A 16814-nucleotide genomic window follows, 5' to 3' on the forward strand; every position below is an offset into this window, starting at 1 on the left:
CCGGACCCGCGACGGGCCCGAGACCGATACCGGATCGGCTGCCGGGACCGGGCGGGCTATGCTCGGGGGGTGATGTCGCAGGGGCCGTTAGCTCAATTGGTCAGAGCAGCGGACTTTTAATCCGTTGGTTGTGGGTTCGAGTCCCACACGGCCTACCGACAGCAGGGCGAGGTGCAAGCCCCCCACCTGCGAAGAAGCGCCTCCATCCGGTCCCGCCCGGGTGGAGGCGCTTCGCCATGCGGTGCTGCGCCAACCCCTCAGCAGGGAGAGCTTCCAGCGGGTCGATGACCGTTGTTCTCCCGCAAGGGCGAATGACGTGCGGCGAGCCGCCGTCCTGGGCTCTGAGGGGGCCGTGGCCAGGGGGCTGCCGCGAGGAGTCCGGCGCCGGGTGTGCCGCGATGAGGCGGCGGAGCTCCTCCGCGACGCGGCCGAGTCTCGACGGCCCCTTCGGCGGCCCACCGCCCGCCACGCACGAGGTCCTCAGCCCTGCCGTTCCAGCCACTGAGAAATCACCTGGTTGGTTTCTTCCGGCATTTCCTCCTGGATCCAGTGACCGCAGTCCAGGCCGACCACTTCCACGTGGGGCACGAACTCCGCCAGTCTCTCGAACCTCGGCATCGCGAAGTCCTGGTCGCCGTAGATCATGAGGGCGGGCTGCTTGATGATCGGGTCCGCGTCCGCCAGCTGGTGCCAGTTGCGGTCGAGGTTCCTGTACCAGTTGATGCCGCCCGTGAATCCGGACGTCTCGAACGCGGAGACGTAGACGGCCAGATCACGGTCGCTCATGACGGGCTCACCGCGTGGTGTTTCCGCCTCGGCGAGGTTGATCAACGCCATGCCCGGCTCAGGGGGCGCGGGGGGCACGTTCTTCCGGTAGAGGTTGCGCAGGAATGTGGAGGCATGGGCGTCGAACACGGCGTCCGCGACGCCCGGCTGCCGGTTGAAGTGGACGAAGTAGAAGTCGCCGCCGAGGAAGGCTTCCATGGCCTCGATCCACGGCGTTCCTCCGCGCTCCTGGTAAGGCAGGCTCAGGTTGATCAGCTTGTTCACCCGGTCGGGGTGCAACAGGGCCAGCCCCCAGACGACGAACGCCCCCCAGTCATGGCCGACGAAGGTGGCGTCCTCGTAGCCGTAGTGGTCCAGGAGCGCGACGAGGTCACCCGTCAGGTGTTCGATGTCGTAGTCCGTCACCTCGGCCGGGCGGGATGAGCCGCCGTAACCCCGCTGGTTCGGTGCGATGACGTGATGGCCGGCCGCTGCGAGGACGGGCATCAGGTGACGCCAGGAGAAGGCGTGCTCCGGCCAGCCGTGGCAGAGCACGATGGGCTTGCCCCTGTTCTCTCGGCCTGCCTCGAAGACTTCGAGCTGCACACCGTTGACCTGGATGAGGGTGGGCTCGGGGAATTCTGCTTGATTGAACACCGCGTTTCCTCTCTGGGGGCGCTCGCCGGCGGTCGGCCTTCTCGACGAGGGCATGTCGCCACCCTGTTGCCCAAACCGGTCACCCCATGACCGGTTTTTATGGGAGTTTTGTCGGTATGCGATCCGAGCGCCTGGTGGCCCTGCTCCTCCTGCTCCAACGGCGTGAGCAGGTGACGGCCGCAGAGGTCTCCCGAGAGCTGGGGGTCTCCGAGCGCACCGCCCGCCGTGACCTCGACGCCCTGGCCATGGCCGGGGTGCCCGTGTACTCCGTACAGGGCCGAGGGGGCGGCTGGCGCCTGGTGGGCGGGGCTCGTACCGACCTGTCCGGGTTGACCGCCGGTGAGGCACGCGCCCTGTTCCTGGCTGTCGGCCCGGCCTCGGATGCGACGCCGGCGATGAGGACGGCTCTGCGCAAGCTCGTCCATGCTCTGCCGAAGCCCTTCCGGGTGCGGGCCGAGGCGGCGGCGGCGTCGCTGGTCGTCGACCCGCAGCGATGGGGAGCGAGCCGGATCGATCCCCGGCCGCCCCGCTTCCTCGACGAACTCCAGGACGCGGTGATCAGCGGCGTCCAGGTGTCGCTCGGCTACGTCGACAGCAAAGGCGTCGAAACCCGCAGAACCGTCCACCCGCTGGGCATCGTCGCCAAAGGCCCCGTGTGGTACCTCGTCTCCGACACCGGGGCCGGCCGACGGATCTTCCGGATCGACCGCGTCTCGTCCGCCGACCCGACCGGCGACCCCGTGCACCGGCCCGGGGACTTCGACCTCGCCGAGAGCTGGAACGAGATCGCCGAAGAGGTCGATCGCAGACGAACGCCGCTGGAGGTCCGGGCGGTATGCACACCCGACGGGACAGACATACTCCGGATGGCGCTCGGCGACCGGCTCGACGTGGGAGGTTCCACGGCCGACGGCCGCGTCGAGGTCGTGATCCGCGGCCCCGACGAGTACATCCTCGCCGGCGAGCTCTCCGGGCTGGTCGAATGGGTCGAGGTGACCGGCCCTCCGGAGGTCCGGGACCGCCTGGCCTCGATCGGCAAGGCCCTCGTCGAGCGATACGGCGGCTGACGCCTCGTGGGCGGTGCTGTCGATCACGGGCCGCGGGCCGTGCGGCCGAGGCCGGGCCGAGGGGTTCCCGGAGCGGCAGGTCCCGCGCCGGGCGGACGAGCTTCGTCGTTCCGTACAGCCCGCACCGGCCAACCCCACAGCCCCACCGTCAGGTGGGAGAGGGCTCACGGAAAAGGCGCCTCCACCCGGGCCGGGTGGAGGCGCCTTCTCCGTCCGCTCAGCGGTTGCGGAGTTCGGCCAGGGTGGCGGCGAGGTCGGTGGCGCGCGGACGGTTGTGGGGGAGCCTGGCCAGCAGGGCGGCCATGCCGCAGGTGTTGGTGAGGGCGGAGAAGACCAGCCCCGCGGCGATGCTGGCCGACAGGAGCTGGAACGCCGGGTGGACGAGGACGCCCAGGAGGAGGCCGGTCAGGACGGCGGTTCCCGCGGTGAAGCGGACCTGGCGTTCCATGCCCCAGGCCGCGCGGACCGTGGTCCGGGGGCGGTGCAGGTCGTGGCCGTCGGCCGCCCAGGCGCCGGTGCCCCCGGAAAGGGTGGCCGCGGCGATGTGGTGCTCGGCGAGCACGCGGCAGGCGTTCTCGGACCGGGTGCCGGAAGCGCAGACGACCAGGATGTCCCCGCGCTCGGCGGCGTACCGGAGGTCGGGCAGGGCCCGCCGGAGCCCGTCGAGGGGGATGTTGAGGGCGCCGGGCAGGTGCCCGCTCGCGTACTCGCCGGGGGTGCGGACGTCGATCACGGTGAGTTCGTGCAGCCGGGTACGGGCTTCGCCGGTGCCGAGGGTGGTGGGCTGGGTCATGGCGGGTGTCATCCTTTGCTGTCGGCGGGGCCCCGCTCGCGCGGAGTATATTTACCCCTGGGGGTATGCGGTGAGGAGTGATGATGGAGCTTGATCTGGCGGGTGCGGAGTTGAAGGCGGTGCTGAACCGGCTTCGCCGGGCACAGGGGCAGATCTCCGGTGTGATCCGGATGATCGAGGAGGGGCGGGACTGCGAGGAGGTCGTGACGCAGTTGGCGGCGGCTTCCCGGGCGCTGGACCGGGCCGGATTCGCGATCATCGCCACCGGGCTCCAGCAGTGCCTGACCGAGATGGAGGACGGGAGCCGCACCGGCGAGGACCGGGACGCGATGCGCGCTCGGCTGGAGAAGCTGTTCCTCTCGCTGGCCTGAGGCGACGGGCGGCCGGCTCAGACGACCACGTCGACGAGCATGACGGCCGCCACCGCCAGCAGCACGAACGCGAAGACGCGCTGCAGGGTCCGTCCGGTGATCCTCGACGCGAGCCGCTTGCCGTCCCAGGCTCCGAGGATCGCGGCCCCGGCGAACGGGGCGATCACCTCCCAGCGCAGCTCACCGCCCGTCCCGGTCCGTGAGGTGAGCGCGGCCAGGGAGTTGACGGTGATGACCAGCAGGCTGGTGCCCACCGCCTGCTTCATCCGCAGGCCGAGGACCCCCACCAGCGCCGGGACCGCGAGGAACCCGCCGCCCACGCCGAGGAGCCCGGTCACGGCGCCGAGTCCGGCGCCGGCACCGGCCGCCCTGACGGGACGCACCCGCTCGGGCGTCCCGGTGGCGGCCGGACGGAGCATCCGCAGGGCGGCCAGGGACGCGACGACGGCGAAGGCCCCGGTGAGCACGGCGGCCGGGAGGTGTCCGGCGGCGGCTCCGGCGAGGAAGGCGGGCCCGATGCCCGCGAGGGCGAACAGGGCGCCGGTCCTCCAGGCGACGTCTCCGTCGCGGGCGTGGGCGTACAGGGCGGTGGCGGAGGTCGCGGTGACGATGATCAGGGCGGCCGTGGACGCCGACGCCGGTGAGAAGCCGAGCAGGTAGATCAGGGCGGGGACCGCGAGCACGCTGCCACCGCCGCCCAGGGCGCCCAGGGCCAGCCCGACGACGGCCCCGGCGATCAGGGCGAGGACGAGGGTGCTCATGCTGTCGAGCCGCTGTTCCCGCGTTCGTCGACGACCGGATACCCGGCGGCGGCCCACGCGTTCATGCCGCCCTCCACGTCCACCGCGTCCGCGCCCCGTTCGGCCAGGAGCTCCGCGGCCTGCCGCGAGCGGTGCCCGCTACGGCAGATCACCACCAGCGCCCGGCCCCGTGCCGAGGCCGGCAGGGCGCCGCCCGCGACCAGCTCCGTCAACGGGGCGTGCAGGGCGTGCGGGGCGTGCCCGGCCCTCCACTCGGGCTCCTCCCGCACATCCAGCAGGACGGACTCGGGCCGCTCACCACCGGTACGGTCGCGCGCTTCGCGCACGGACAGGCGCGGTGCCCTGCCGCTCGACTTGCTGCCGAAGAGGAACATCGTCGCTCTCCCTTTCTCTTTCGCCTTGCGCTCGGGGCGGGTTCAGCCGGTGACGACGGTCAGTCCGGCCTCGGCGGCGGCGTCGAAGCCGTCGTCGACGGCCACGACCCGCCGTCCGGCGGCATCCAGCAGGGAGGCGGCGATGCCCGCGCGCATGCCGCCCGCGCAGTGCACCCAGACCGTGCCGTCCGGCACCTCGCCGAGCCTGCGGTGCACCTCGTGGACCGGGATGTGGACCGAGCCCTCGATCCAGCCCTCTGCCCTCTCGGAGTCCCGGCGCACGTCCAGCACCACGGCTTCTTCCGTGCCCTCGGCCGCGAGCCGCGCGAACGTGGCTCGCGGGAACGAGGCCGGACGCTCACCGTCGCGCAGCCACGCCTCGGGGCCTCCGGTCGCGGCGGCGGCCGGCCGGTCGATACCGACTCGGGCCAACTCCCGCTGAGCTGAAGCCAGTTGCTCGGGGCTTCCGGCGAGCAGGGTGACGGGCTTGCCCCACGGGATCATCCAGGCGAGGTACGTGGCGAGCTTGCCGTCCGCCTCGAAGTTGAACGAGCCCGCCACATGCCCCTCGGCGAAGGCGACGCGGTTGCGGAGATCGACCACCCACTCCCCGGCCGCGAGCCGTGCGGCGATCTCCTGCGGGTCGGCGACGGCGGGCGGGGTCAGGTCGACCGGGTCGGGGCCGGCCGCGTTGGCGGGGCCCATGTGCGCGTAGTAGGCGGGCACGTCCTCCAGTCCGGCGAGCAGCTCGGCGACGAAGGTGTCCACGTCCGCGGTCAGTGCCGTGTTCGCGGTCTTCTCCCTGCCGATCGTCGTCGCGTCGCCGTCCGCCTGCGCGGACGAGCAGAAGCTGCCGAACCCATGGGTGGGCAGCACGGCCGTGTCGTCGGGCAGGGCGTCGGCGAGCCGGTGGGCCGAGGCGTGCTGGGCGCGGGCCAGCTGCTCGGTCAGCCGCGGCTCGACGAGATCGGGCCTGCCGACCGTACCGATGAGGAGCGATCCTCCCGTGAACGCGGCCACGGGACGGCCCGCCTCCGCCAGCACGTACGCGGTGTGATGCGGCGTGTGTCCGGGAGTGGCGACGGCGCTGAGGGTCAGTCCGGCCGCGGAGTCGACGTCCACCGTGTCGCCGTCGGAGACCGGGGTCCGGGCGAAGGACACGTTCGCCCCCGCCGGCACCAGGTAGACGGCGCCCGTGATCCGGGCGAGCTCCAGCCCGCCGGTGACGTAGTCGTTGTGTATGTGGGTCTCCACCACGTGGGAGACGCGCACCCCGCGCCGGGCGGCCGCGGCCAGCACCTGGTCGATGTCCCGGGGCGGATCGACCGCCACCGCCGCGGTCTCGCCGCCGGCGAGGTAGCTGCGGTTGCCCAGGCCCTCCAGTTCGATGACGTCAACGAAGAACACCGCGATACTCCTTCCGTGCATAAATTACCCCCCGGGGTATGTCATGGACTCTAACATCATTACCCCCGGGGGTATATTCCCCGGGAGGGGGGCGGCCGCAGTGGCGGGGGTCTCCGGCCGGGTGCCCGGGCCGCAGGCCGTGGCCGCGCGGCGGACGCTTCGCGGTCGCGCCCGGCCGGTGATCGCCCCGGACCGGCGGCCGTATGTGCGCTGCGGGGTGCACCGGGCAGGGGTGCCCCGAACAGGGCGCCGGGAGTAATTGGTCAACGGCACTCCTGGAATGCCGTACAGTTGTGTTCATCGACGCGGGGTGGAGCAGCTCGGTAGCTCGCTGGGCTCATAACCCAGAGGTCGCAGGTTCAAATCCTGTCCCCGCTACTGAAGATCCGGGCCCGGCACGCAGACAGCGTGCCGGGCCCGAGTCGTTTCCCGGGTCCGAGCCGTTTCCCGGGCCCGAGTCGTTCTCCGGGTCCGGTCGAGGACGCTTGACCTTGACGCAACGTAAAGATCTAGCGTTTCCGGCATGGAGTGGTCCATTCAGGAAATCGCCCGCCGGGCCGGCACCACGAGCCGCACGCTCCGGCACTACGGGGACCTCGGTCTCCTCATGCCGAGCCGGATCGGGAGCAACGGCTACCGCTACTACGACCAGGACGCCCTCGTCCGGCTGCAGCGCATCCTGCTGCTGCGGGAGCTCGGGCTGTCGCTGCCCGCCATCAAGGACGTACTGGAGGGGCAGCGGGACACGGCGGTGGCGCTGCGGGCGCATCTGCGTCTGCTCGAACAGGAGCAGACGCGCATCGGACGGCAGATCGCCTCGGTGCGGACCACGCTCCACAAGACCCAGGAGGGGATGGAACTCATGGCCGCTGAGGTGTTCGACGGATTCGACCACACCGCCCACGAGCAGGAGGTCACCGAGCGCTGGGGCCGGGACGCGTACGAGGAGGGCGACCGCTGGTGGCGTTCGCTCGGGGAGGGGGAGAAGAAGGCGTTCCAGGACGAGCACGAGGCCATCGCCCGCGACTGGGGCCGGGCCAGGGAGGCCGGGCTCGCCGCCGACGGGCCCGAGGCGCAGGAGCTCGCGCGGCGGCACTGCGCCTGGCTGTCCTCGGCCAAGGAGCCCAGCCGTTCGTACGTGATCGGGCTCGGGGAGATGTATGTCGCCGATCCCCGCTTCGGAAGGAACTACGATCGCCACGGAGACGGCACCGCCGCCTTCGTACGTGACGCACTGACGGTCTACGCACGGCACCGGCTCTCCGACTGACCACGGCGGGCCGGGCCGCCACCGCGATTTCCCCCTATTCGGCCGATGCCCGGTCGCCGCTCGGCGCGGCTCCGGGAAGCCTGGACGGGGCGCGGTACCGTCCGCAGCCGTGGGTGGACCGGGCAGGAGTGCACAGGTGGGGATGGCCGAGGGACGGCGCAGCGGAGCGGCGGGGGGCGTGGACGCCGTGGGCCGTGCGGTGTTCGGTTCCCGGGAGGGGGAGCTGACGTCCGGCGGACGGGCCACCGGACGGTTCGTCCGGCTGCTGCCCGCCCTGCTGATCATCGGCGGACTGGTGTTCGACGCGCTGTCCCCGCCCAACTTCAGCGCCGTCCCCCTCTTCGTCGCGGCCCCCCTGATCGCCGCTCCCTTCTTCTCGCGGTCCCGGACCGTCCGCACGGGGATCGCCTCCGTCGTCTCCGTCACCGTCATGCGGCTCTCCGACGGGACGTCCACCCAGGTCGTCCCCGTCATCGAGATGGTCACCGTGCTCACCGCCGCCGCGCTGGCCCTCGTCATCAACGGCGTCGTGCGGCGCGGCAACGAGCAGCTGGCCTCGGCCCGGGTCATCGCGGAGACCGCCATGCGGGCCGTGCTGCCGACACCGGCCGAGCGGATCGGCGGGCTCCAGGTGGCCGCGCGGTACGAGGCGGCCCAGGCGGACGAGTTCGTGGGCGGCGACCTGTACGCCGTCGCGGACACCCCGTACGGCGTACGGGTCGTGGTCGGTGACGTCCGCGGGAAGGGGCTGGACGCGGTCGAGGCGGTGGCGGTGATCATCGGGGCGTTCCGGGAGGCCGCCGAGCAGGAGCGGTCGCTGGAGGGCGTGGCCCAGCGGCTGGAGCGGGCGCTGGCCCGCGAGGAGACGCGGCGGTACGGGCTCGACGCCATGGAGGGGTTCATCACCGCCGTACTGGCCGAGATCCCGCCCGGGGCGGCCACGGTCCGCCTGGTCAACCGCGGCCACCCCGAGCCGATCCTGCTCCACGCGGACGGGGCCCTGGAGGTGCTGGCGCCCTCCGTGCCCGCCCTGCCGCTGGGGATGGACCTCGGGGTGTGGCCGGACCGCGCCGACGCGTGGGAGCTGCCTCCCGGGGCGACGCTCCTCGCCTTCACGGATGGTTTGTCCGAGGCCCGGGACGCGAACGGGGTCTTCTACGATCCGGCGACCCGGCTGCGCGGCCGGATCTTCCCGGGGCCGGAGGAGCTGCTGTCGGCGCTGACCGACGACGTACGGCTGCACACCGGCGGGCACGCCACGGACGACATGGCGCTGATCGCGGTCGGCCGGCCGGCGGAGGGGCAGCCCGTGCGCCGGACGACGGTGAAGATCGTGGGCCGGGGCGACCAGGACGCGGCCCACTGAGGACGCGGCCCACTGAGGCGGACGGGATGGCACGGTGCGTAATCGAAGCGCACCGCTCCGCATAACATTTGATACACCGTCAGAAAAAGGCGTGTGGCTGAGCCACGGTCAGGTCGCCCGATTCCACCCGCTTGTGACCTGTACCTCCCGCCCCTGTTCGTTAATGATCAACAGGAACAGCTTGGAATCGGGCCCGGGTGTCTATTAACGTTCGATAACGCAGCGCGGTCGTCACAGTCGTCGTCAGGGACGGCGCCGCGCGCGAGCGCCGAATTCCGCAAGGAAACCGGGGAACCACCTACATGGGGTGAATCGGACGCCTGCGTCTCGTCAGAGGCGGAGGGGCCCGTAGGAGACCTTCCTGCTCCGAACCCGTCAGCTAACCCGGTAGGCGAGAAGGAAGGAAAGGAGTGCGCCCACGTGGCGTCCAACAAGCCTGCCCCTGAGGCCCCGTCACCCTTCAGCCCCGACAGCTACGGTGGCGCCGAGCGGTCCGTGGGGGAGTGGAATCCCACCGAGGACTCCATCCGTCCCGTGCGCGGCAGGCACCGCGTGGCCAAGCAGCGTGGTCTGGCCCGTAGCTCCACCGTCCTCGGGGTCGGCGTCATAGCGGCCGTCGGAGCGGGTGGCATGGCCACCGCTCAGGACAAGGCACCCGTCTCCATCTCTCTTCCCGATTCCATCGCGGACAACCTCCCCGACGCCAAGTCCCTTCCCGGCGTCGGGTCCTTCATGTCCGACGACGCGGAGGCCGCCCCGGTCGCCGCCGCCGCGCCCCTCACCACCGCCGGGCTCACCAGCGCCGAGGCCGAGCAGGGCACCGACGCCGGCGAGGCACTGCGCGCCCGGATCCTCCAGCAGGCCGAGCAGCAGCAGGCCAGCGCCGACGCCGAGGCCAAGGCGGCTGCCGAGAAGGCCGCTGCCGAGAAGGCGGCGGAGGAGGCCAAGAAGCAGCAGGACGAGGCCGAGGCCGAAGCCGCCGCGAAGAAGAAGGCGGAAGAGGAAGCGGCGAGGAAGAAGGCGGAGGAGGAGCGTCTCGCCAAGCTCGCCGCCAGCTTCTCGCTGCCGACCTCCTCGTACACGATCACCTCGACCTACGGTCAGTCCGGTGCGCTCTGGTCCTCGGGACAGCACACCGGTCTCGACTTCGCCGGGTCGGCCGGTGCGCCGCTCAAGGCCGTGCACAGCGGCACGATCACGTCGGCCGGCTGGTCCGGTTCGTACGGTTACCGCACAGTGCTCCAGCTCGATGACGGCACGGAGATCTGGTACGCCCACCAGTCCTCGATCGAGGTCTCGGTCGGCCAGAAGGTCACCACCGGCCAGACCATCGGCCGCATGGGCGACAGCGGCAACGTGACCGGCGTCCACCTCCACCTGGAGGTCCGCACCGCCGGCGGCTCGGCGATGGACCCGATGGCCTGGCTGAACAGCAAGGGCCTCTCGGTCTGAGCCCCCGGGCCGGCGCTCCCCGTCGGCCCCGGGCCGCCCTTGCCCGGCGGCCCACACCCGAAACCCCGGCAGCCCTGACGCACACCCCCCGACGTCAGGGCTGCCGGTCTGTCCGGGGGAGGGGCGGCATGCCCGGATGGGGCACGGTGCGGAATACCGCCGCCCGCCCGGCCCGCTGACCCCTCACCTCCGGCGCCTCGCGGCCGGCACGATCAAGGGCGCGGCCGAGGCGTCGGACTGACGGAGCCGGGGTGGTCGTAGCCGTACCCGTATCCGTATCCGACCGGCTGTGCCTGGGGCCGTCCGTACGGGGGCCCGTACGGCATCGGCGCGCGATGGCCGGGGTGCGCGTGGTGTGCGTGGTGCGGACCACGGTGGGACGTGAGGCGGGCCGCGTGCGCCAGGGCCGGGGCCGCGATGTCCCGGCGTTGCCACAGGTGGTGCAGCAATTCCCGCTCCCGGGCGCCGAAGTCCGGGCCCACCGCGCCGTGGCGGGCCCGGCGGCGCAGACCCGCGAGCGACGTCGCGAACGACTCGTACTCCGCGACCGCGCGGGCCGCCGCCCGCCCCCGGGCCCGGTCCCGCTGCCAGTGGCGGGCCAGGTCGCGGGCCATGCCCCGGGCCCGCATGGAGGAGAGCGCCGTCGGCTCGGCGGGGGTGAGCCAGCCGGCCGCGGCGTACGCGGGCAGCTCGGCGGCGAGCGTGCGCAGCTCCCGCTGGCGCGACCAGATCGCCAGCCAGGTGACCAGGGCGAACGCCGGGACCATGACGATCCCGTACACCGTGTGGAAGCCGTACGGGCCGAAGGCCGACGAGCCGTTCCACAGGGCGTGCAGCCCCATCGCCAGCAGCAGGCCCAGCACCGGCAGGGCGATCCGGCGGACCCGGTGGCGGCGGGCGCTGACGGCCGCGAAGCCGAAGCCGAGGCCGGTGAGGACCGTGAACAGGGGGTGCGCGAACGGCGACATGACGATCCGCACGAAGAACGTCCCCGCCGTCACCGAGGCCAACCCGGAGCTGCCGAGCTGCTGGTCCTCGCCGAAGGCGTTGCCCAGATAGAGGATGTTCTCGGTGAACGCGAAGCCCGTCGCGGTGAAGCCGGCGACGACGATGCCGTCCACCACCCCGCTGAACTCCCGTCTGCGGAACAGGAAGATCAGCAGCACGGCCGCCGCCTTCGCGCTCTCCTCGACGATCGGGGCGATCACCGTCGCCCCCAGGGTGTCGGCGCTCGCCGGGTCCGCCGTCGCGGTGGCTATCCAGCGCGTCGCGAAGGAGTTGGCGATGATCGCGACGAGCGCGGCGGCGCACGCGCCCCAGGCGAAGGAGAAGATCAGATTCCGCCAGGGGCCCGGCTCGACCCGGTCCAGCCAGCGGAACGCCGCCATCAGCAGCGGGACCGGCAGCACTGCCAGGCCCAGACCGACGAGGAACCCCTCCGGGCCGGTCTGTTCGCGGACGAGGGCCAGGATCAGCAGCCCGCACAGCAGGAGCGCCACGGTCACGGCCCCGGCACGGAACACCTTGCTGCGCCACACCATGCCGACGCGGCGCGCCTGGTAACGCGCCCGGCCGTGCTCCGGCGCGGAGCCCAGGACCTCGTCGAGCCGCTGTGCGTGGAGGGCCGGGACGGAGGGGTGCGCCTGCTGGGGTCGCGCGGAGGGGTCGGACACCTTTCGACCCTAACGAGGAGCACTGACACCCGGCGACGGCGCATCCGGCCATCGCCCGACGGCCGGCCGGTGCGTCAGACGCGGGCGAACAGCAGGTCGTGGACGACGTGCCCCTTGTCCAGGCCCTGACCCTCGAAGCGGGTGAGCGGCCGGAACGCGGGACGCGGCGCGTATCCGCCGTCGGCCGCGGTGTTCTCGAAGCGGGGGTGCGCGGTGAGGACCTCCAGCATCTGCTCGGCGTACGGCTCCCAGTCCGTGGCGCAGTGGACGATCGCGCCGGGCTTCAGCACCGGGGCCACCAGGTCCAGGAACTCGGGCTGGATGAGCCGCCGCTTGTGGTGCCGGGCCTTGGGCCACGGGTCGGGGAAGTAGACCCGCAGGCCGTCCAGGGACTCGGGGGCCAGCATCTCGCGCAGCAGGATGACCGCGTCGCCGTTGGCCACGCGGACGTTCGTCGAGCCCGCCTTGTCCGCAAGGCCCAGCAGGTTGCCCTGGCCGGGGGTGTGGACGTCGACCGCGAGGATGCCGGTGCCCGGGTCGTCGGCCGCCATCTGCGCGGTGGCCTCGCCCATGCCGAAGCCGATCTCCAGGACCACGGGCAGCCCGTCGAACAGCTCGGCCAGATCGAGGACGCGCTTGCCGTCGATGTCCAGGCCCCACTTGGGCCACAGCCGCTCCAGGGATTCCTGCTGGCCGGTGGTGACCCGGCTGCGGCGCGGCTGGAAGCTGCGGATCCGGCGCTCGTGGTGCGAACCGGCCGGGTCGGCGGCGGGGCCGCCGGGGAAGCGCGGCTCCATGCGCAGCCGGCGCGCCCGCTCGAAGGAGGCGGCCCGCAGCGCGGCGGCTTCGTCGGTGGCCGAGGCTTCGGCCGCCGTTGCGCCGGCCGCGGCGTCGGCGGCCCGGGACTCGTGGACTGTGGCGTCGCCGGTCGTTGCGCCGGTCGTGGCGTCGGCGAGCGCGTCGGCCGCCGTGGAGCCGGACCGCGCGGGGCCGGCCGGAATCTCGTCGGTCGGCGTCGCGTCGTGGGATCCGGCGGGCGTGGGGTTCAGGGGCTGCTCAGACACAATGACCGGATTCTACGGCGGGCGGCTTCCACCCCGTCCCCCGAGCCCGGCGCAGCGCGAGCCGTGCCACCTCCCGTCCGATGGGCAGGCACGCCGTCGCCGCGGGCGACGGGGCGTTGAGCACATGCACCGTGTGCGGGGCCTCGCGGATCAGGAAGTCGTCGACCAGCGTGCCGTCCTTCAGCACCGCCTGGGCCCGCACCCCGGCGGGCGACGGGCGCAGATCGTCCTCGGTGACGGCGGGCAGCAGCCGCTGGACGGCCCGGGTGAACGCGGACCGGGACAGCGAGCGGTGCACCTCGCCCGCCCCGTACCGCCAGTGGCGGCGGGCGATCTGCCAGGTGCCCGGCCAGCTCAGCGTGGACAGCAGTTCGGCGGGGCGGACCCGGGGCCAGGTGTATCCCTCGCGGGCGAGGGCGGGGACCGCGTTCGGCCCGACGTGGACGGAGCCGTCGAAGCCGCGGGTCAGGTGGACGCCGAGGAAGGGGAAGGCCGGGTCCGGCACCGGGTAGACCAGGCCGCGCACCAGCTCGGGGCGGGCCAGCGCGTAGTACTCACCCCGGAACGGCACGATCCGCACCCCCGGGTCGTCCCCGGCGAGGCGGGCCACCCGGTCGCAGTGGAGCCCCGCGCAGTTGACCAGCACCCTGGCCCGGACGACCAGGCCGTCCGCCGTGCGCACCGCGACGCCCCAGGGGCGCCGGTCCACCGCGGTGACCTCCGCGCCGTACCGTACGATGCCGCCCGCCGCCGTGACCTCGGTCGCGAAGCGGGTGGCCACGGCGGTGAAGTCGCAGACGCCCGTCGTGCCGACCCGGATCGCCGCCAGGCCCCGGACCTCCGGTTCGTGCTCCGCGATCTGGGCCGGGCCCAGCTCCCGCACGGGCAGCCCGTGCTCGCGGCCGCGCTGCACCAGGGCGTGCAGCCGGGGCAGCTCGGAGCGCTCGGTGGCGACGATCAGCTTGCCGGTGGTGGCATGGGAGATTCCGTGCTCCGCGCAGAAGTCCGCGAGCTCCGCCGAGCCGCGGAGCGCGTACCGCGCCTTGAGGGAGCCGGGGCGGTAGTAGATGCCGCTGTGGATCACGCCGCTGTTGCGGCCGGTCTGGTGGCGGGCGGGGCCGCGCTCCTTCTCCAGGACCGTGACCCTGGTCCCCGGGGCCGCCCGGGTCAGCGCATACGCGGTCGACAGACCGACGATCCCGCCGCCGATCACCAGCACATCGCAGTCGTACGCCGCGTGCGTCATCATCACGCCACCTCCCACCCCGATAGTGCACTGACCCACTGACAACCGGCTCAAACCCGAGATGGGCGGGGCGTGGCGCACACCCCGCCCGGCACCGGCCCGGTGGGCGGAGTGTGCGTCCGGGTCAGGCCTGGGTGACCAGCAGCGGGCGGGCCCGCTCGCGCAGCTCCGCGACGCGGGGCTCGTCCCCGTACGGCTCCAGGCGGTGCAGCAGATCGCGCACGTACTCCGTGGTGCGGGCCGAGGAGATCCGGCCCGCGACCTCCACCGCCCGGGTGCCCGCGGCGCAGGCCGCGTCCAGATTGCCCGACTCCAGCTCGGCGACGGCGGAGACGACGAGCCGCAGTCCGTGGCTGCGGACGAACTCCTCGGTCGGCCGGGAGAGCGCCTGCTCGGTGAAGCGCCGAACCTGGCGGGGGGCCTTCAGGTCCCGGTAGCACTCGGCGGCGTCGGCGGCGAACCGGTCGTAGCCGTAGAAGCCGAGCCAGGACGGATCGGCGTCGCCCGCCCGGGACCGCTCCAGCCAGCTCTCGGCCCCCTTGAGCGCGGCCCCCGCGGCCGGTGCGTCGCCGGCCTTCGCATGGGCGCGGGCCTCCACCAGCCGGAAGAAGCTCATGGTGCGGGCGGTGGCGAGGCCCCGGTTGCGCTCGACGGCGGCCTGGGCGAGGTCGACGCCCTCGTCGGCGAAGCCGCGGTAGGTCGCCTGGAGGGACATCGAGGCGAGGACATAGCCGCCGAGCGGGACGTCGGCGGCGGCCCGGGCCAGGCGCAGGGCCTGGATGTAGTAGCGCTGGGCGGCCTCCTGCTGACCGGTGTCGAAGGCCATCCAGCCGGCCAGCCGGGTCAGCTCGGCGGACGCGCCGAACAGGGCCCGTCCGACCTCGTCGGTGTACGAGCCGAGGAGCAGGGGTGCGGCGTCGACGCGTAAGCACTCGGGAACCATGGAGGAACGCCAGTCGCCGCCGCCGTACTTGGAGTCCCAGCGCCGGGCGTCCTGGGCCGCCTCGCGCAGCTTCGACACATCGCTGTGGCCGACCCGCAGCGGCGAGGCGTCCGCCACGGACTCCGGTCCGGGCTGGGCCGGGACCGAGCCCGCCGCGCCGCCGCCGGTGTGGAGGATGTGTGCGCCCCGGGAGTCCGGTGCGCTCCCCGGCCCCTGGGCTCCGGCCGTGCCGGGGCCTTCGGGGCCGCCGCCGCGCGCCCCGAGGATCGCCGCCTGCGCCGCCGTCGGGTCCCGGGCCACCGACGGGTCGGCGGGGGTTATCAGCCAGCGGGAAGCGGGCGTCGCGTAGGCGCTCACCGAGAAGGATCCCGCCAGGGACTGCCAGATCCCGCCGCCGCCCCGCCGCCCGGCCAGATCCAGCCGGTACAGCTCGGTCGCCGACCGGACCGCCTCGCCCACGTCCCGGGGGAAGGCGAGACCGACCTCCGGGGCCGGGTCGGCGTCGGCGAGGCCGATCTCGTGCAACGGCACCGGGCGGCCGAGCTTGGCCCCGATCGCCGCCGCGATGAGATGCGGCGCAGCGCCCTGCGGCACCATCCCCTTGGCGACCCACCGGGCCACCGAGGTCTTGTCGTAGCGAAGTGTCAGACCGCGCTGTGCTCCGAGGTCGTTGACCCGCCGGGCGAGCCCGGCGTTGCTGATTCCCGCGAGGGCGAGAACCGTGCCGAGCTTCTCGTTCGGCCCGCGTTGCTCCCTGGACATGCGCCACCCCTCGACACACAGACGGCCGCCGCGTCACCGAGGACGGCGCGCGGCATTCGTACCGATGCCTCCCCAGGTTCGAACCCTCGTACTCCGCCTGCACACGCATGTGGCCGAGCCCCGAGGAATATGCCCCCCTGTCGAGAACACCAGTAAACACAGCGTAGTTCTCCCGATCCCTACCGTTAAGGGGCGGACGTCCGGATGGCGGGATTGTTGTCCGTGCGGGCGGTCCGGGTGCTCCGGCGGGGGTGCGCCGGCCGGGGTGCGGCGTGCTCCCGGTGTGTGGCCGTGCGCCCGGCCGTGCGCTCTGGCCCGCCCCGTCGCGTGGCGCTTGGCTGAGTCCTGCGTGGGTCGGCCCGCTGCACTGGACTCAGTGGGCTGGGGGAAACCGCCGCTCCATTCCCCGCGGGCGGCGGACCGGTCCGGGAGGTGAGGCCCACCTCCCGGACTGTGCGTGGAGGGGTCGCCAGGGGGGCGCGGCACGGTATGCGCGCAGGGCGGCACTTCGAGAGAATGGCCGAATAGCGACGGTCCGCTGATGGTCTGGCCAACGGTCCGACTATGGCCGGATATCGCCGCTGTTTTCGGGCGGCGCCGGCCCCTCCCCTGCCTCGGGGGGCGGGCCGGGGCGGCGCGGCGACCGTACGGCCGGCCTCCGCAACTCCCGGAACCGGCAGTTCCGTTGCTGTCGTCGCGGTGAAGACCGCGTCGGGCCTTTGCCAGGGGCGCATGCTCTTCCGGCGTGCGCTGCCCGTACACCCTCTCCTGCGGCGTTGTCGTGGCAGCATGTCCCGCAGCGGCGTTTTCGCTCATCTCGTGCGCCGTTTGTCCACAGCCTGT

The 16814-nt window shown here is 72.9% G+C and carries 14 protein-coding genes, 2 tRNA genes and 1 riboswitch; of the genes, 7 read left to right on the plus strand and 9 right to left on the minus strand.

The window, feature by feature from the left end; translation table 11 throughout:
- Nucleotides 1–81: 81 nt before the first annotated feature.
- A tRNA-Lys gene (locus IE145_RS27980) sits at nucleotides 82–155 on the plus strand.
- Between the two features lie 325 nt (nucleotides 156–480).
- On the opposite strand, the gene IE145_RS27985 is transcribed toward IE145_RS27980, so the two are convergent.
- Complete coding sequence (locus tag IE145_RS27985) at nucleotides 481–1422, minus strand: alpha/beta fold hydrolase (protein ID WP_189528221.1); 942 nt, start codon at nucleotides 1420–1422, stop codon at nucleotides 481–483.
- 116 nt (nucleotides 1423–1538) lie between these two features.
- On the opposite strand from IE145_RS27985, the gene IE145_RS27990 reads away from it, so the two are divergent.
- Complete coding sequence (locus IE145_RS27990; protein WP_189528222.1) at nucleotides 1539–2489, plus strand: helix-turn-helix transcriptional regulator; 951 nt, start codon at nucleotides 1539–1541, stop codon at nucleotides 2487–2489.
- Between the two features lie 217 nt (nucleotides 2490–2706).
- Here the strand turns inward: IE145_RS27990 and IE145_RS27995 are convergent, their stop codons facing one another.
- A complete protein-coding gene (locus tag IE145_RS27995) occupies nucleotides 2707–3282 on the minus strand; it encodes a rhodanese-like domain-containing protein (protein ID WP_189528223.1) in 576 nt (191 codons plus the stop codon).
- 83 nt (nucleotides 3283–3365) lie between these two features.
- On the opposite strand from IE145_RS27995, the gene IE145_RS28000 reads away from it, so the two are divergent.
- On the plus strand, nucleotides 3366–3653 hold the full coding sequence (locus IE145_RS28000) for a metal-sensitive transcriptional regulator (protein ID WP_030117304.1): 288 nt from the start codon (nucleotides 3366–3368) through the stop codon (nucleotides 3651–3653).
- Between the two features lie 17 nt (nucleotides 3654–3670).
- Here IE145_RS28000 and IE145_RS28005 read toward each other — a convergent pair whose 3' ends face one another.
- From IE145_RS28005 to IE145_RS28015, 3 genes are read right to left on the minus strand one after another with little or no spacing between them, the layout of a single operon-like run.
- A complete protein-coding gene (locus tag IE145_RS28005) occupies nucleotides 3671–4414 on the minus strand; it encodes a sulfite exporter TauE/SafE family protein (protein ID WP_189528224.1) in 744 nt (247 codons plus the stop codon).
- On the minus strand, nucleotides 4411–4788 hold the full coding sequence (locus IE145_RS28010) for a rhodanese-like domain-containing protein (protein WP_189528225.1): 378 nt from the start codon (nucleotides 4786–4788) through the stop codon (nucleotides 4411–4413). The genes IE145_RS28005 and IE145_RS28010 overlap by 4 nt, the downstream gene beginning before the upstream one ends.
- A gap of 42 nt (nucleotides 4789–4830) precedes the next feature.
- Nucleotides 4831–6195, minus strand: coding sequence for an MBL fold metallo-hydrolase (locus IE145_RS28015; protein ID WP_189528226.1), 1365 nt, complete (start codon nucleotides 6193–6195; stop codon nucleotides 4831–4833).
- Nucleotides 6196–6499: 304 nt separating this feature from the next.
- On the opposite strand from IE145_RS28015, the gene IE145_RS28020 reads away from it, so the two are divergent.
- The 4 genes from IE145_RS28020 (at nucleotide 6500) to IE145_RS28035 (ending at nucleotide 10283) form a co-directional block, all read left to right on the plus strand.
- Nucleotides 6500–6573: transfer RNA gene (locus IE145_RS28020), tRNA-Met, on the plus strand.
- Nucleotides 6574–6718: 145 nt separating this feature from the next.
- Nucleotides 6719–7465, plus strand: coding sequence for a MerR family transcriptional regulator (locus tag IE145_RS28025; protein ID WP_189528227.1), 747 nt, complete (start codon nucleotides 6719–6721; stop codon nucleotides 7463–7465).
- A 142-nt stretch (nucleotides 7466–7607) separates the two neighbouring features.
- A complete protein-coding gene (locus IE145_RS28030; protein ID WP_189528228.1) occupies nucleotides 7608–8831 on the plus strand; it encodes a PP2C family protein-serine/threonine phosphatase in 1224 nt (407 codons plus the stop codon).
- Between the two features lie 256 nt (nucleotides 8832–9087).
- A riboswitch (cyclic di-AMP (ydaO/yuaA leader) is annotated at nucleotides 9088–9240 on the plus strand.
- Between the two features lie 11 nt (nucleotides 9241–9251).
- The gene (locus IE145_RS28035; RefSeq protein ID WP_189528229.1) at nucleotides 9252–10283 is read left to right on the plus strand and encodes a M23 family metallopeptidase; all 1032 of its coding nucleotides are present in this window, start codon (nucleotides 9252–9254) and stop codon (nucleotides 10281–10283) included.
- Between the two features lie 212 nt (nucleotides 10284–10495).
- Here the strand turns inward: IE145_RS28035 and IE145_RS28040 are convergent, their stop codons facing one another.
- The 4 genes from IE145_RS28040 to IE145_RS28055 form a co-directional block, all read right to left on the minus strand.
- Nucleotides 10496–11956 (minus strand): PrsW family intramembrane metalloprotease, encoded by a 1461-nt coding sequence (locus tag IE145_RS28040; RefSeq protein ID WP_189528230.1) that lies wholly within the window; start codon nucleotides 11954–11956, stop codon nucleotides 10496–10498.
- Between the two features lie 74 nt (nucleotides 11957–12030).
- Nucleotides 12031–13020, minus strand: coding sequence for a tRNA (guanosine(46)-N7)-methyltransferase TrmB (gene trmB / locus IE145_RS28045; RefSeq protein ID WP_189528231.1), 990 nt, complete (start codon nucleotides 13018–13020; stop codon nucleotides 12031–12033).
- Nucleotides 13013–14269, minus strand: a complete 1257-nt coding sequence (gene lhgD, locus IE145_RS28050; protein ID WP_189528232.1) for an L-2-hydroxyglutarate dehydrogenase — start codon at nucleotides 14267–14269, stop codon at nucleotides 13013–13015. The genes trmB and lhgD overlap by 8 nt, the downstream gene beginning before the upstream one ends.
- 121 nt (nucleotides 14270–14390) lie before the next feature.
- Complete coding sequence (locus tag IE145_RS28055; protein WP_189528233.1) at nucleotides 14391–15971, minus strand: NsdA family TPR-like regulatory protein; 1581 nt, start codon at nucleotides 15969–15971, stop codon at nucleotides 14391–14393.
- Nucleotides 15972–16814: the final 843 nt, after the last annotated feature.

Source organism: Streptomyces sindenensis, assembly GCF_014649035.1.
In the GTDB taxonomy this organism is placed as follows: domain Bacteria; phylum Actinomycetota; class Actinomycetes; order Streptomycetales; family Streptomycetaceae; genus Streptomyces; species Streptomyces sindenensis.